The organism is Nocardiopsis mangrovi, from assembly GCF_042653925.1.
GTDB classification, from domain to species: Bacteria; Actinomycetota; Actinomycetes; order Streptosporangiales; family Streptosporangiaceae; genus Nocardiopsis_B; species Nocardiopsis_B mangrovi.
The window spans coordinates 57,304-71,313 of record NZ_JBHSFQ010000032.1 but is presented as its reverse complement, the minus strand read 5'-3'; the positions used below and the strand labels follow the sequence as shown (position 1 = coordinate 71,313).

General features: G+C 73.6%; 14 protein-coding genes. 8 read left to right on the top strand and 6 right to left on the bottom strand.

Annotation, left to right across the window (positions count from 1 at the left end; genetic code table 11):
* Nucleotides 1-139 precede the first annotated feature (139 nt).
* The 4 genes from ACFO4E_RS24995 (at nt 140) to ACFO4E_RS24980 (ending at nt 4,879) form a co-directional block, all read left to right on the top strand.
* Complete coding sequence (locus tag ACFO4E_RS24995; protein WP_378578815.1) at nt 140-583, top strand: Fur family transcriptional regulator; 444 nt, start codon at nt 140-142, stop codon at nt 581-583.
* 119 nt (nt 584-702) lie between these two features.
* Entirely contained in the window at nt 703-2,151 is a 1,449-nt protein-coding gene (locus ACFO4E_RS24990) for a catalase (RefSeq protein WP_378578813.1), read from the top strand.
* A gap of 608 nt (nt 2,152-2,759) precedes the next feature.
* Entirely contained in the window at nt 2,760-3,896 is a 1,137-nt protein-coding gene (locus ACFO4E_RS24985; RefSeq protein ID WP_378578812.1) for a chaplin family protein, read from the top strand.
* A gap of 122 nt (nt 3,897-4,018) precedes the next feature.
* Complete coding sequence (locus tag ACFO4E_RS24980) at nt 4,019-4,879, top strand: SURF1 family cytochrome oxidase biogenesis protein (RefSeq protein WP_378578810.1); 861 nt, start codon at nt 4,019-4,021, stop codon at nt 4,877-4,879.
* 137 nt (nt 4,880-5,016) lie between these two features.
* Here the strand turns inward: ACFO4E_RS24980 and ACFO4E_RS24975 are convergent, their stop codons facing one another.
* Both ACFO4E_RS24975 and ACFO4E_RS24970 read right to left on the bottom strand, forming a co-directional pair.
* Nucleotides 5,017-5,613 carry a hypothetical protein gene (locus ACFO4E_RS24975; RefSeq protein WP_378578809.1) on the bottom strand — a complete coding sequence of 199 codons (597 nt, stop codon included), beginning with the start codon at nt 5,611-5,613 and terminating at the stop codon, nt 5,017-5,019.
* Nucleotides 5,614-5,821: 208 nt separating this feature from the next.
* The gene (locus tag ACFO4E_RS24970; protein WP_378578807.1) at nt 5,822-6,952 is read right to left on the bottom strand and encodes a threonine synthase; all 1,131 of its coding nucleotides are present in this window, start codon (nt 6,950-6,952) and stop codon (nt 5,822-5,824) included.
* Nucleotides 6,953-7,191: 239 nt separating this feature from the next.
* On the opposite strand from ACFO4E_RS24970, the gene ACFO4E_RS24965 reads away from it, so the two are divergent.
* Together ACFO4E_RS24965 and ACFO4E_RS24960 are read left to right on the top strand one after the other, a co-directional pair.
* A complete protein-coding gene (locus ACFO4E_RS24965) occupies nt 7,192-8,025 on the top strand; it encodes a class I SAM-dependent methyltransferase (protein ID WP_378578804.1) in 834 nt (277 codons plus the stop codon).
* Complete coding sequence (locus ACFO4E_RS24960) at nt 8,022-8,273, top strand: Smr/MutS family protein (protein ID WP_378578802.1); 252 nt, start codon at nt 8,022-8,024, stop codon at nt 8,271-8,273. The genes ACFO4E_RS24965 and ACFO4E_RS24960 overlap by 4 nt, the downstream gene beginning before the upstream one ends.
* Nucleotides 8,274-8,920: 647 nt before the next feature.
* Here the strand turns inward: ACFO4E_RS24960 and ACFO4E_RS24955 are convergent.
* Together ACFO4E_RS24955 and ACFO4E_RS24950 are read right to left on the bottom strand one after the other, a co-directional pair.
* The gene (locus tag ACFO4E_RS24955; protein WP_378578800.1) at nt 8,921-9,805 is read right to left on the bottom strand and encodes an NAD(P)H-binding protein; all 885 of its coding nucleotides are present in this window, start codon (nt 9,803-9,805) and stop codon (nt 8,921-8,923) included.
* 126 nt (nt 9,806-9,931) lie between these two features.
* Nucleotides 9,932-10,783, bottom strand: a complete 852-nt coding sequence (locus tag ACFO4E_RS24950) for an NAD(P)H-binding protein (RefSeq protein WP_378578799.1) — start codon at nt 10,781-10,783, stop codon at nt 9,932-9,934.
* Between the two features lie 141 nt (nt 10,784-10,924).
* Here ACFO4E_RS24950 and ACFO4E_RS24945 point away from each other — a divergent pair, with 141 nt between their 5' ends.
* Nucleotides 10,925-11,290, top strand: coding sequence for a transposase (locus tag ACFO4E_RS24945; RefSeq protein ID WP_378578796.1), 366 nt, complete (start codon nt 10,925-10,927; stop codon nt 11,288-11,290).
* 254 nt (nt 11,291-11,544) lie between these two features.
* On the opposite strand, the gene ACFO4E_RS24940 is transcribed toward ACFO4E_RS24945, so the two are convergent.
* Both ACFO4E_RS24940 and ACFO4E_RS24935 read right to left on the bottom strand, forming a co-directional pair.
* The gene (locus tag ACFO4E_RS24940; protein ID WP_378578795.1) at nt 11,545-11,994 is read right to left on the bottom strand and encodes a Clp protease N-terminal domain-containing protein; all 450 of its coding nucleotides are present in this window, start codon (nt 11,992-11,994) and stop codon (nt 11,545-11,547) included.
* Nucleotides 11,995-12,196: 202 nt separating this feature from the next.
* Nucleotides 12,197-12,892 (bottom strand): class I SAM-dependent methyltransferase, encoded by a 696-nt coding sequence (locus ACFO4E_RS24935; protein WP_378578792.1) that lies wholly within the window; start codon nt 12,890-12,892, stop codon nt 12,197-12,199.
* Nucleotides 12,893-13,039: 147 nt separating this feature from the next.
* Here ACFO4E_RS24935 and ACFO4E_RS24930 point away from each other — a divergent pair, with 147 nt between their 5' ends.
* Nucleotides 13,040-13,849 carry an SDR family NAD(P)-dependent oxidoreductase gene (locus tag ACFO4E_RS24930; RefSeq protein ID WP_378578791.1) on the top strand — a complete coding sequence of 270 codons (810 nt, stop codon included), beginning with the start codon at nt 13,040-13,042 and terminating at the stop codon, nt 13,847-13,849.
* Nucleotides 13,850-14,010 lie beyond the last annotated feature (161 nt).

Below are 14,010 nucleotides of genomic sequence, written 5' to 3'. Positions count from 1 at the left end.
GATACGGCCGCGGCCCGGCCCGCGGCCGTCGACGCCCATGGGTGACGCGGGTCGGTGCAGGTCAGAGTGATCGAATCCGGTCATACTGGATCAGATCGTTTTCTTGAAGGGATCCAATTTTTGTCCTAGGCTGTGGCCCATGGACGACGCCACGGATCTCCGTGCGGCCGGGCTGCGGGTCACCGCCGCCCGGCTCGCGATCCTGGACGCGGTCCGGTCCGGCGACCACCTCGACGCCGACCACATCGCGCGCGGCGTCCGGGACAAGGTCGGCCACGTGTCGACACAGGCGGTCTACGACTCCCTGCACGCGCTGACCGGGGCCGGGCTGCTGCGCCGCATCGAACCGGCGGGCCCGCCCGCGCGCTACGAGGCCCGGGTCGGGGACAACCACCACCACCTGGTCTGCCGCCGCTGCGGGGCGGTCACCGACGTCGACTGCGTCATCGGCGAGGCCCCGTGCCTCGAACCGTCGCGCACGCACGGCTACGCCGTCGACCGGGCCGAGGTGGTGTTCTGGGGCGTCTGCCCGGGATGCCGGGACCAGAACGCGGACCGGGGCGCGGGCGGCGCCCGCCCATGACATGACGTGACCAGCGGGCCGCGGCGGCCGCGCTCCGGAGGCCGGGCGGCGCCGCCCGGGCCGGTCTCCGCGGCGCCGCCGTTCCCGCCCGCTCACCCACTTCCCGAAAGGTGCGATCAGTGACGGTTCCCTACAGCACGGACGACGCCGGCCATCCGGCCCCGAGCGACGGCTTCTCGCAGTCGGTGGGCGCCAACGGCCCGCTGCTGCTCCAGGACCACTTCCTCATCCAGAAGATGGCCCACTTCAACCGGGAGCGGGTGCCCGAGCGCGTCGTGCACGCCAAGGGCGGCGGGGCGTTCGGCGAACTGGAGATCACCGAGGACGTCAGCCAGTTCACCAAGGCCGACCTCTTCCAGAAGGGCCGCAGGACCCCGCTGCTGCTGCGCTTCTCCACGGTCGCCGGCGAGCTGGGCAGCGCCGACAGCGCCCGCGACCCGCGCGGCTTCGCCCTGAAGTTCTACACCGAGCACGGCAACTACGACATCGTCGGCAACAACACGCCGATCTTCTTCGTCCGCGACCCCTCGAAGTTCTCGGACTTCATCCACTCGCAGAAGCGCCGCGCCGACAACCAGCTGCGCGACCACAACATGCAGTGGGACTTCTGGACGCTCAACCCGGAGTCGGCCCACCAGGTCTCCTTCCTGATGACCGACCGCGGCACCCCGAAGAGCTGGCGGCACGTCCACGGCTTCGGCAGCCACACCTTCCTCTGGTACAACGCCGGCGGCGAGAAGTTCTGGGTCAAGTACCACTTCCGGACCGACCAGGGCATCGAGAACCTCACCGCGGGCGAGGCCAAGGCGCTCGAGGCGACCGACCCCGACGCCCACCGCCGCGACCTGTGGGAGGCCGTCAAGCGCGGGGACTTCCCGTCCTGGACCGTCAACGTCCAGGTCATGCCGTTCGAGGACGCCGCCGACTACCGGTTCAACCCGTTCGACCTCACCAAGGTCTGGCCCCACGGCGACTACCCGGAGATCACCATCGGCCGGTTCACCCTGAACCGCAACCCGGAGAACTACTTCGCGCAGATCGAGCAGGCCGCGTTCGAGCCCTCGAACCTGGTGCCGGGGATCGGGGCGAGCCCCGACAAGATGCTCCAGGGGCGGCTGTTCTCCTACCCCGACACCCACCGCTACCGGATCGGCCCGAACTACCAGCAGTTGCCGGTCAACGCCCCGACGTCGCCGGTGCGCAGCTACAACTTCGACGGTCCGATGGCCTACGCCAACCAGGCCGACCCCGTCTACGCGCCCAACACCGCCGGCGGCGCCGCCGCGGACGGGGCGCCGTACAGCGGCGAGGAGTACCACGTGACGGGCGAGATCGTCCGGTCCGCCTACCGGCTCCACAAGGAGGACGATGACTTCGGCCAGGCGCGCACGCTCTGGGACGACGTCCTCTCCGCCGGCGACCGCGCCAACATGGTGGCCAACATCGTGGGCCACGCCTCGGCCCCCGAGGTCACCGCCGACATGAAGAAGCGCGTCGTGGAGTACTGGACCAACGTCCACCCCGACCTCGGCGCCGGTGTCGCCGCGGGCCTGGGCACCCCCGCCTAGCGGCACGGCCGGCCCGCCATCGGGCACCGCACGCCCCGGGCGCGGATCGACGATCCGCGCCCGGGGCGTCGTCGTGCCCGCGGGCGGGATTCCCCCAAACGCCCGGACAATGGGATATGGGCGGCAAAAAGAATGACGGGCGATACTTCGCGCAATCGGCATCAGGCGGAAATTATTCGGTCGATCGCGCTGTCCGATGCGGTGTGGGGAAATAAGGGGGATTCGCGGCGCGGATCGCCCGGAACCGGGGTGGGGTCGCGGGAGACGGGTGTTGCGTAAGCTGTGAGCTGCGCATCGATGCACCAGGTGAGGGGTTGATGTCCGATCTTTTCCGGGATTTCAAAATTACTCCGCTAATTGCATGACAGCAGACCCGGAGCTGCTAGCGTAACGAGGCGTCGGCGGATCGCGTCCGCCCATTCCCGTGGCCCGGGAATGGGGCGGTGCCGCCGGAACCGCCGTCATCACGGCGCGCAGCACAGTCCCCGGCATCCGCGTGTGTGCGGCGGTGTGCGCGGCAGGCGGCCCACCCGGCCCGGCCGCGGTCACGCACCGCCCCCGGATGCCCACCGACAGTTCCCCTCATCCGTGAAAGGTTCCGCTCGAACATGCGCATCAGGTTCTCCTCCACCGCCTCCGTCGCCCTTGTGGCGGCCGGACTGGTCGGCGGCGCGTCCGCCGTGGCGTCCGCCGACCCCGCGACCGACGGCTCGGGCGGGGTACTCAGCGGCAACCAGATCAGCGTTCCGGCCGACGTCGAGGCCGGGATCTGCGGCGACTCGCTGGCGGTCCTCGGCATCTCCCAGGCCCAGTGCACGGACGTCTCCCGCGTGCTCTACGCCGCGGGCCAGGAGCAGGACGGCGGACCGCGGACCGACGGGTCCGCCGGAATCGCAAGCGGCAACCAGATCGACATCCCGGTCGACGCGGCGGTCGACGTCTGCGGCAACTCCGCCGCGATCGGCGGCGTCTCCGAGGCGCGGTGCATCGAGATCGCCGAGAAGCTCGCCGAGGAGTCCGCGGAGCAGGCGGGCGGCGACGCGCCGCGGACCGACGGCTCGGGCGGGGTGCTCAGCGGCAACCAGATCAGCATCCCGGTGAACGTGGCGGTCAACGTGTGCGGAAACTCCATCTCCGTGCTCGGCGTCTCCGAGGCCGACTGCACCGCCGTGGTGGACGCCATCGAGGAGTCGCCCGACAACGGCGGCGGGCCGCGGACCGACGGCTCCGGCGGTGCGGCGAGCGGCAACCAGATCACCGTCCCGGTGGACGTGGCCGTCCCGATCTGCGGGAACGCCGTCTCCGTGGTCGGGATCTCCGAGGCCGGCTGCCTGGAGACGATCTCCGAGGAACCGCCCGGCGACGGTGGCGGCGACGGCGGGGACGGATCGGAGGGCGAGGACGACGACGGCGGCGACCGCGACCCGCAGGGCGGCTCGGGTGAGGACGGCGGCGACGGCGACGGCGAGCGTCCGCCGGGCGACTCCGGCACCGGTTCCGGGGCCGATGGGGGCGACGGCGACCCCGCCACCCCCACCGAGCCCGTGGCGGACACAGCGGGGCCCGGCGGGCTCCCGATGACCGGCGCGGCCCTGGGCGGCCTGGTCGCCGCGGGCCTGGCCGCACTCGGCGGCGGTGCCGGGGTGATGTACGCCGTCCGCAGGCGCCGCGCCGCGGCCGGTACCGCTGACGCCGACGGCGTACGGGGCCCGGCGGCGACGGCCGATGGGGCGCCGGAGTCCTGACCCTCCGACCTTGGCGGCCGGGCCCCGGGGGCGCACCGCCCCCGGTGCGCCCGGCGGCCGCGCGGGGCCCTGATCCCGGGGGCGATGCCGGCCGCCCCCGGGGATCTCATAGCCTCGATGGTGTGTTCCGGGTCCTGCTGTCCTCGCGCATGCTGGCGTTCCACGCGCTGGTGCTGCTGATCGTGCCGTCATTCACCTGGCTGGGGTTCTGGCAGCTCGGCCGGTGGGAGGACAAGTCGGCGGCGGCCGACCTGCAAACGGCCAACATCAACTCCGACCCGGTCCCCATCGGGGAGCTGAGCGCCGTCGGATCCGACGTCGAGCGCGCCGACCGCTGGCGGCCGGTCACCGTCACCGGACGCTACGACACCGAGCACGAGCTCCTGGTCCGCAACCGCGACGGCTCCCAGGGCGTGGGGCTGTACGTGCTCACGCCGCTGGTCGGCGCCGATGGCACTGCCGCGCTGGTCAACCGGGGCTGGGTGCCGCAGCCCGCAACGGCGACGTCGGCTCCCGAGGTCCCCGCCGCCCCCGACGGCGAGGTGACGGTCACCGGTCGCATCCAGTTCAGCGAGACCCCCGCGAACACGGGCATCCGCGAACGCGGCGGCCTGCCCGACGGCCAGATCATGATCATCGACGTCGCCGAGATCTCCGGAGGGCTGCCCTACCCGGTCTACGGCGGATTCGTCGAGCTGACCGACCAGGAGCCCGCCTCCGACCCCGCCCCCGAGGAAGTGGCGGCGCCCGAGACCAACTTGGGCATGAACCTGTCCTACGCGGTGCAGTGGTGGGTGTTCACGGTCATCGCCGTCTGCGGCTGGATCGTCCTGATGCGCCGCGAGGTCGCCGACGCCGCGGCCGCGGGCGGCGGCTCCGGCAACGGTGCCGCGCCACCCGGCGGCCCCGCGCAGGGCGGCCCGCCGGACAGCGGCGGAACCACCCCCGCGGGCAGCGGCCCGCGCCCCGAAGCCCGCGTCTGAGCGCGGAGCCGCCCGTCCGCCCCGCGGCGTCCAGGCGGGCCCCGGCGGCCCGCAGCACCGCGCACGCGCGGCGCGGCCGCCTTCGGCGCCTCGGGCCCGGTGGTGCGGCGCGGCCGGTCCGCGCCGGCCGGCCGGTGTCAGTCCGGCGCCTCCGCGACGGAGTAGCGCGGGATCGCGACCTCGGAGTTGGCGCAGACCGTGTCCTGGCCGCCCGTGGGTGCGACGGTGGCACCGTCCGCGAACCACACCTGGATCCCGCGGACATCGGTGGGCTCGCAGACCTCGGGATCGTAGTTCCCGGCATTGGGCTGGGCCAGGTTCAGCCGGGCCGTGCCCTCGACCGGGATGAGGAACGGGTCGCCCGGATCGCCCTCGAAGGTCGCTTCGGCCCCCACGGGCTCCTCATCGTCGTTCACCCACTGCACCTTGTGCTCGCGCTTGAGCAGGCACGGCTGGTGCGTCGGGTTGTCCGGGTCGTCGGGGCCGCCGGTGATCCGGATGAGCGCGAACTCGATGTGGGTGGTGCCGGCCGCGCCTTCGCGGCTGTTCTCGATGATCTTGAAGTCCCGCGCCAGGCAGGGGCGCGTCGCCGTCGGTGCACCGCCCTCCGGCACCGGTACCGCCTGAGCGGGTGCGGCGGCCGCGGCGACCGCGGCGGGCACGGCCAGCGCCAGCGCAAGCGCCCCGCGTCTCCAGGGCACGGCGTTGCGCCGACCGTTCGTATGGATCTGCATGTCATCCTCCCCGCACGTCCCGCATCCGAAGATGTCCGGACATCGATGCAGGCCGGGTACCCACAGGGGGAGCACCGGCACAAGGCGGGACGGTCAACTTCCGGCCCGTGTTCCCCCTGACTCCGGTCATCACCCCGGCGGCCGAGGGCGCGATCGGGGTCGGCCGAGGAGCGGGGGAACGGGGCGCGGACGCGGTGGGCGACGGGGGTCACGCCTCGTGCCCCAGGACGCGGGACAAGGCGAGCGGCGCCTTGAGGCCCGACCCGCTGAGGACGGCGACGACGGTGTCCGAGCCGGCGATCGCCCCGCTGTCCGCGAACCGCGGCAGGGCCGCCGCGACGAGGGCGCTCGTCGGTTCGGCGAAGAGGCCGCGGGCGGCGAGCCGCCGTACGGCGGGCGCGATCTCGTCCTCCGGGACGGCCGCGATGTCGCCCCCGCACGACCGCACGGCGTCGAGGACCTCGCGGTCGCGGACCGGCAGGGCGATCGAGGTGCCCTCGGCCGCCGTCGCGGCCCACTCCGCGGGCGACACGGTGGAGGCGCCCGCCGCGAAGGCGCGGGCGAGGGGGCCGCAGTTCTCGGGCTGGACGGCCAGCAGGCGCGGCGGGCGCTCGATGGCGCCCGAACGCACCAGCTCGGCGAACCCGATCGCGCAGCCGAGGACGAGGCTGCCCGCACCCAGCGGGAGCAGTACCGCATCGGGCGCCCGGAAGTCCAGGTCCTCCCAGATCTCGTAGGCGATCAGCTTGGTCCCCTGGAGGAAGAACGGGTGCCAGTTGTGGCTCGCGTAGAACACGCCGGCCGAGCGGCGGACGGCTTCGTCGGCCGTCGCCTGGCGGGTGCCGGGCACCCGCTCGACCTCGGCGCCGTGCACGCGGCTCTGCAGGGTCTTCGCCGGAGACGTCGACTCCGGAGCCAGGATCGTCGCGCGGATCCCGGCCGCGGCGGCGTAGGCGGCCACTGAGGCCCCGCCGTTGCCGCTGCTGTCCTCCAGGATCGCGCCGATGCCCTGGTGGGCGAGGACCGACACCATCACCGACGTGCCGCGGTCCTTGAAGCTGGCCGTCGGGTTGAACCACTCCGGTTTCACGGCGAGAGCGATGCCGGAGAGGCGTACGTCGAGGAGCGGGGTGCACCCTTCGCCGAGCGACACCGGGGCGGGGCGGAAGGGCAGCGCCGCGGCGTAGCGCCACTGCGAGCGCACCGATGTATCGACGTCCGCGCGCGTCAGCCCCTGCTGGGGCGTGACCATCAGCGGCGATCCGTCGTCCCCGCGCCAGCGCGGTTCGTCCAGGGGGTAGCGCCGCCCATCGCGGCCGATCAGCTCGCTCGCCGTCATGCGCGGCTCCCAATTCCAGCGCGAGGACCCCGCCGACGACCGGGATCGGGGAGAGGCCGCCGGCCCGGCCCCGGGTCGGGCCGTCACCGGGGAACACGGCCCCGATGACGGTCACCCTACCGATCCCGGGCGGCCGGGATTCCGCGGGAGGCGCCGGCCCCGTCCCCCGAGCCGCGCCGCGGCGCGCGGAGTCGCGGGTGGCGGGTGGGCGGGCCGCCGCGGGGTGTCAGGATGGCCCTATGCAGAGCGACGCCCCGGCCCCCTCCGGCATCGCGCGGGTCGAACGGCGGACCGCCGGGCCCGCCGAGAGCGCCCGCGCCAGTCGCGCCTGGTGGGAGCGCTCGGCCGACGACTACCAGGCCGAGCACGGGGGGTTCCTCCAGGACACCGGGTTCATGTGGGGCCCCGAAGGGCTCGTCGAGGCCGACGCCCGCCTGCTCGGGCCGCCGGAGCGGGTGCGCGGCGCCCGGGTCCTGGAGGTCGGGTGCGGCGCCGCCCAGTGCTCCCGCTGGCTGCGCACCCAGGGCGTGCGCGAAGTGGTCGGGTTCGACCTGTCCTACCGCCAGTTGCAGCACGCCCGCCGCATCGACGAGGAGACCGGGTGGCGCGTCCCCGCGGTCCAGGCCGACGCCCAGCGGCTGCCGTTCGCGGGAGAGGCGTTCGACATCGTCTGCTCGGCGTTCGGCGCGCTCCCGTTCGTGCCCGACGCCGCGGCCGTGCTCACGGAGTGCGCGCGGGTGCTGCGGCCCGGCGGGCGGCTGGTGTTCTCGGTCGTGCACCCCATCCGCTGGGGCTTCCCCGACGACCCGGAGAGCCTGACCGCCACCGGCTCCTACTTCGACCGCCGCGCCTATGTCGAGGAGGACGGCCAGGGCCGTGCGGTCTACGTCGAGCACCACCACACGATGGGCGACTGGGTCCGCGCGCTGGCATCGGCCGGGCTGCTGCTGCGCGACCTCGTGGAACCGGAGTGGGCCGAGGGCAATGATGAGGTGTGGGGAGGCTGGGGGCCGGTCCGCGGGCGCTACCTCCCCGGGACCGCGATCTTCGTCGCCGAGAAGGGATCCCCGTGAAGCTCAAGCTCGACCTGCACGACATCTACAACCGCGGCACCGACATCGACCGCGCCCTGCGCGACATCATCGACGAGGCCGTCCGCATCAAGGCCGCCACCGTCGAGATCATCCCCGGCAAGGGCTCCGGCCAACTCAAGAAACGCGTCCTCCGCTACCTCGACCGCAAGGACGTCAAGGCCCGCTACCACCGTGTCGAGAAGGACAGCAAGAACTTCGGCCGCCTCTTCGTCCACTTCAGACACTGATGAGGCGCGGTTCCGGGGTAGTCCGGCCCGGTTCGTCTTACCAGTTCAGACGGGGTGAATGAGAGTCGAACGGCTTGTCTCGGGCCACCTCTGATTCCCGGGTGATCGGGAGTGGCCCGACCCTGTTGGTGACGCGGTGATGACGTGGTGACGCGCGCCGGCCTCCTGATCGGCGCGGCCTCCGCGCGGTCATGGCGCGTAGGGGGCGGCGGGGCATCCCCGATGAGGCGTCGATGTCGCGCCTGTTCGGCCTGGGGACAGCAGGGACATGTACGCGGTCCACACCATGTTCTCGCCCCTGCGCCGGCCGTCGCCCGTGCCCTGCTGCGCGAACCCGGGGAAGCCACCTGATGACCATCACCGCGGTCCTGCGACTCGTGCTCCTACCGGCGACCGTGGTCGCCGGGGCCGGGCTCGTGCTCTCGAGCGTGGGTCTCATGCTCGACAGCCGCCGCCGACCGGCGGCACCGGGGGCGCCTGGTGGTCTCCAGCGCATCGGCTATCCGCACCCGCCTGGGGACACCCGCGCGCCGGTCCATGCCGAACACGCCGGGTACGCCTGCAATGACAGGCAATCCGTGTGCGAAAGCGCGAGGAACCCGCGGTGTGCCCGGGTTCCCGGCACGAGCCGGGAACCCGGGGGGTTGCTAGCGGAAGTCGTCCGCGTGGTCGGCCGCCCATCGGGTGAAGGGGCGGGGCGGGCGGCCGGTGATCTGTTCGTAGGTGGAGGTCGGGGTGAGGACGCTCGGGCCATCGGACGAGGCGGCGTGGAGTTCGAGGAGCCAGTCGAGCACGTCGTCGTCCATGCCGTTGTCGGGGTCGTACCACTCCGTGCGGGCCTGCTCCGGGGTGATCTCCTCGAAGGCGGCGGGGCGTCCGATGGCCGCGCCGATCGTTCGCACCTGTTCGGACTGGGTGACCTTCGCCGGTCCGGTGAGGGTGTAGGCCGCTCCGATGTGGGCGTCGGTGAGCAGGGCGGCGACCGCCACCTCGGCGACGTCGGCCTCGTGGACGAGCGGTTCGCCGGCGCCGCCGTAGGGCCCGCGCACCGGTTCGCCCGCCCGGATGGGGTCGGCCCAGTCCAGGGCGTTCGCCGCGAGCAGACCCATGCGCACGTGCGTCCACTCCGCCCCCGACTCCTCGGCCAGGCGCTCGATCGCGCGGTGGCCCACCCGCTCGTCCGCGAGGTGGCGCCGCAGCGCGCTGATCCCGGGGTCGCCGGGGTCGTCACCGTTCGGGAACGCCGCCGCCGCGGCCGAGTGCACCACGAACCGCCCGACGCCCGCCGCACGGGCGCGGTCCACGAACCCGGCCGTCGCGGCGGAGAACAGGTAGACCCGCTCGATCCCCTCCAGCACCGCGTCGAAGGTCTTGGGGTCGTCGAAGTCGCCGTACACCACCTCGGTACCGTGCGGCAGCCGCCCGGCCCCGGGCGTGCGGGTCATCGCGCGGACGCGCTGTCCCGCTCCCACCAGGCCGCTCACGACGTGCCGGCCGATGTTGCCGCTCGCTCCGGTCACCAGAATCGTCATGTCGGGCCTCCGCCTCTCCCTCTTCCTGCCATGCCGCTCCACCTTCTCGGGGGGTGTTCTCGTCATGCCCGCCCCTTTCCGCGCCCGCTGCCTGTGCCCTCCGGGCGCAGTGTCCGGGGGCCGCGCTCAGGTCAGGTCCGCCGCGTGGTCGGCGGCCCACTGGGCCAGCGTCCGCCCGGGCCTGCCGAGCACCTGCTCGGTCACCGGCGAGACCGCGGGCGGCTCCTCGGCGTATTCGGCCTGGTAGCCCAGCACGTATTCGGCGATCTCCGCCGGAGCCCCCGCGGTGATGAGGGCGGCGCGGGCCCGGCCGTAGGTCTGGGCCTCGAACCGCAGGGGGCGTCCGAGACCTTCGGCGACGGCGGCGGCCTGCTCCCGGTGGGTGAGGCGCTGCGGGCCGGTCAGCGTGTAGGCCCGCCCGGCGTGGCCGTCCTCCAGCAGCGCGGCGACCGCCACCTCGGCGATGTCGGCCTCATGGATCGGCACGCCGGTGCCCGCCGGGTAGGCGTTGCGGACCACCCCTTCGGTGCGGATCGACTCCCCCCAGACGTCCAGCTTGTTGACCATGAACTCCCCGGGGCGGACGTGGGTCCACTCCAGCCCCGACGCCTCGACCGCCTGCTCCAGTGCCAGGAGGAGTTCGTAGCTGCCCGGCCGCCTGATGGTGACCGAGCCGCCGCTCAGGACCGAGATGCGGCGCACGCCCGCCGCCGCGGCGAGGCCGAGGAACACCTCCGCGTGGGCGACCGCCTGTTCGACGTCGGCCATCGCGGGCAGGAAGTGGACCCCCTCGACCCCGTCGAGGGCCCCGGCGAGTCCGTTGGGCCGGGTGAGGTCTCCGGCGACGACGTCCACGGCGTCGGGGAGCCCCGCCGCGTCCGGGTCGCGGGTCAGCGCCCGCACGGGACGCCCCGCTGCGAGCAGGCGGTCGACGACGACGCGGCCGACGGTGCCGGTCGCTCCGGTCACCAGGAACATGTGTCCTCCCTTGTCGTTGGGGATTCCCGGGGCCGCGGCCGGCCCCTGGGCGAGCCGAAGTTAGCCCAGGTCCCCCGGGGTACGCACATGAGCCGATGTCTCGTTTGGCCCGGCCGCGGCGGGCTGGGATGATCGGCGGTCATGGACGGTCTCGCCCGCCGGTTGGTGCCCGATGAGCTGTGGGCCATCGCCGATCCGCTGCTGCCCGGACCGGCCCGCCGCCCGCAGGGCGGCGGGCGGTCGACGGCCGACCGCCGCGCCGTGCTGACCGCCGTCGTCTACGTGGTGACCAGCGGGTCGGCGTGGCAGCTGCTGCCGCCGTACTTCGGGGTGGCGGTGCCCACGGCGCACCGCTGGTTCCTGCGCTGGAGCCGGGCCGGGGTGTGGCGGAGCCTGCACGACGCGGTGCGGGCCGGCTCCGGCGACCCGGCGCTGGCGGAATGGACGCGCGCGATCCTCGACGGCGCGTCCGCGCGATCGGGCGAAACCGGCTGCACGCCCGGGTGAGGCCCCTCCGCCGGTGCGGGCGGGCGCCGCCGCCGGCCGTCCGCCGGATCCGGTCCGATCCGGCCGGACGGCCCACGCGGCGCGCCGGGCGGTGCCCGGGGCCGGCTCCCGGACCGGGCGCCCGAGCGCGGTCCGGGAACCGGCGGAAAATCGCCAAAGGAGACATGGAGGTCGCGAAGGAATCGGCCTCCGTATTCGCGTTCTCCGCGTCCCGGGTGTGCTCGCCATCGCGCACGCCGCCCCGTTTTCCGGCCTCAGGGCTCCAGCAGGCCGCGGGCCGTGCTGCGGAGGGCGTCGATGTCCACCCCGGCGTCGGCGACGATCCGGGCCGCCCCGGCTCCGGGGGTCGCCAGTATCCCCAGCAGGACATGGCCGCTGTGGATCGTCCGGTGGTCGGCGGCCAGTGCCGCGCGCAGGGACAGCCGCAGCGCCCTCTTCGCGGGTCCGCTGAACGGGACGTGCCCGCCCGTCCATACGCGCCTGCGGGCGGGGCCGGCGAGGGCGGCCGTGCGCCCCACCGCCTCCCGCAGCGCTGGCGCCGCCAGCCCGTGCTCGCGCAGGGACCGGGCGCCGGAGCCGTCCGGCCCGGTGAACAGGCCCAGCAGCAGGTGCTCGGTGCCGATGCCCCGGTGCCCCGCTTGCCGCGCCTCGGCCTGGGCGCTGACGACGACCCGGCGGGCGTCGTCGGTGAATCGCTCGAACATGGTGGTCCTCCAAGGGGACGGCGCGATCGCTCGCATCGACTCGTCAATTTTTGTTGACGACTTCTGTCGTCAATTTAGATTGACGATCGCATCGAGTCAACTTTTATTGACGCCCTTGTGGTCCCACACGGCGACGGCCCCGCTGCGCGTCAGGCGCGGCGGGGCCGTGGCGGCCGTTCGGCGGTCGTGGCCAGGGGCGGGGTCAGGAGTCCAGCGGCTTGCGCAGGTGGTGGATCCAGGCCGGCGGGAGGTTCGGCAGGATGCGCTCGGTGCCGATCCCGTAGCGGTTGACCCACTCCTCGACCACCCAGCTCGACTGCGCCTGGCGGAGGTAGTCCGCGCGCGGGGCGATGACGGCCTTCACCTGCTTGGTGTAGAGGTAGCCGAAGAAGGACAGGTGTCCGCCGGGGCGCAGCACGCTGAAGTAGTACTCCATGATCTCGCGCACCTCGCTCGCCGTGAAGTTCGCGAAGGGCAGCCCCGAGATGATGACGTCGTAGCGCTTGTCGGGGCCGAGGTCGTTGACCAGGCACTGGTGGACCCGTGCGCGGTCGCCCAGGGCCGACAGGTGGGGGTCGGTGACGAGCAGGCCGCGGAGGTAGTCGGCGAAATCCGGGTTGGACTCCACGAGGTCGACGGTGTCGCCGTCGCGCATGTGCTCGGCGATCGCGCGGGACACCGGGCCGGTGCCGGCGCCGGCCTCCATGATCGAGAGCGGGGCCTCGGGGTCCTCGCGCTCGTCGATGAACCTGGCCAGCGAGTGTGCCAGGGCGGGGCCGCTGGGGGCGACGGCCCCCGTGGCGCGGAACGTACGGAAGGCCTGGCGGACGAACAGCGCGACGTCGCGCATTCGCGTGTCCAGACCTGCGGGCTCGGAAGGGCTCTGTGTCGCTGCCATGCTAGGAAAGGTAGCCGTTTTCTGAGTAAGCCGTGGGTTAGCTGGGTCACTCGGACCCTACCGGCCGCCCCCGCCCGTCCGGACCCTGCGCGTGTCGCCCCCGCGGACCATGGGCCGGGAGCCGACCGGCCGGTAACATGCCACTCCATGAGCGGCTCGCGACACACACGAACGGCACTGGTGACCGGAGCGTCGAGCGGGATCGGCGCCGAATACGCCCGCAGGCTCGCCGAACTGGGCTTCGGCCTGGTGCTGGTCGCCCGCCGGTCCGACCTCCTCGAGGACCTCGGCGCGGAGCTGCGCCAGAACCACAGCGTCCCCGTGAGCGTGCTGCCGGCCGACCTCTCCGACCCCGCCGGCCTGGAACGCGTCGAGCAGCGCGTGCGCGCCGATGGCGACGGCGGGGACCGCCCTATCGACCTGCTCGTCAACAACGCCGGGCGCGGTGACGGCGGGCCGTTCACCGGACTGGACCCCGACGCCGTCGACGCGGTGCTCGACGTCAACGTGCGCGCCGTGGTGCGCCTGGCCCGCGCCGTGCTCCCGGTGCAGATCGCGCGGCGCGAGCGCGGTCTCAAGGGGCCGCTGGGGGTCATCAACGTGTCGTCCGTGGTCGGGCGCTTCACCGCCAACCCGGGCGGGTCGGTCTACGCCGCGAGCAAGGCGTTCCTCAACGTCTGGAGCGAGAGCGTGGCCATCGAGGCGGCTCCCCACGGGGTGCACGTGACCGTGGTGCTCCCGGGCTACGTGCGCACCGACATGTCCCGGGGCGCCCAGGAGGGCGGCGTGCCCGACTTCGCTTTCATCCCCAAGGACCTCGTGGTGCGCGAGTCGCTGCGGGCGTGGGCGGCGGGACGCACCGTCGTCGTGCCGAGCGCCCAGTACAAGGCCGCCGACGGACTGCTCCGGGCGGTGCCCCGGAGCCTCTTCCGAGCCGTCATACGCCGCATCTCCTGACATCCGGGCGGCGGGGCGGCGCGTGCGGGGGCCGGCGGGTGCGGTGCGCGTGCCCGGGGCCCGGCGCGGACGGCGGGCGGCGCCCCCCGCCGGTCTCCCCGAGTTCACCCGTCGGGTCCCGACCGGGGGCGATGTGCGCCTACCCTAGGAGGGCACGCCGC

What these genes read in the sequence shown, in the direction of transcription:
- ACFO4E_RS24970 (WP_378578807.1), bottom strand. Translation starts at nt 6,952, where the DNA reads ATGACGGCGAGCGAGCTGATCGGCCGCGATGGGCGGCGCTACCCCCTG.
- ACFO4E_RS24965 (WP_378578804.1), top strand. Translation starts at nt 7,192, where the DNA reads ATGCAGAGCGACGCCCCGGCCCCCTCCGGCATCGCGCGGGTCGAACGG.
- ACFO4E_RS24985 (WP_378578812.1), top strand. Translation starts at nt 2,760, where the DNA reads ATGCGCATCAGGTTCTCCTCCACCGCCTCCGTCGCCCTTGTGGCGGCC.
- ACFO4E_RS24995 (WP_378578815.1), top strand. Translation starts at nt 140, where the DNA reads ATGGACGACGCCACGGATCTCCGTGCGGCCGGGCTGCGGGTCACCGCC.
- ACFO4E_RS24975 (WP_378578809.1), bottom strand. Translation starts at nt 5,613, where the DNA reads ATGCAGATCCATACGAACGGTCGGCGCAACGCCGTGCCCTGGAGACGC.
- ACFO4E_RS24955 (WP_378578800.1), bottom strand. Translation starts at nt 9,805, where the DNA reads ATGACGATTCTGGTGACCGGAGCGAGCGGCAACATCGGCCGGCACGTC.
- ACFO4E_RS24935 (WP_378578792.1), bottom strand. Translation starts at nt 12,892, where the DNA reads ATGGCAGCGACACAGAGCCCTTCCGAGCCCGCAGGTCTGGACACGCGA.
- ACFO4E_RS24940 (WP_378578795.1), bottom strand. Translation starts at nt 11,994, where the DNA reads ATGTTCGAGCGATTCACCGACGACGCCCGCCGGGTCGTCGTCAGCGCC.
- ACFO4E_RS24930 (WP_378578791.1), top strand. Translation starts at nt 13,040, where the DNA reads ATGAGCGGCTCGCGACACACACGAACGGCACTGGTGACCGGAGCGTCG.
- ACFO4E_RS24950 (WP_378578799.1), bottom strand. Translation starts at nt 10,783, where the DNA reads ATGTTCCTGGTGACCGGAGCGACCGGCACCGTCGGCCGCGTCGTCGTC.
- ACFO4E_RS24945 (WP_378578796.1), top strand. Translation starts at nt 10,925, where the DNA reads ATGGACGGTCTCGCCCGCCGGTTGGTGCCCGATGAGCTGTGGGCCATC.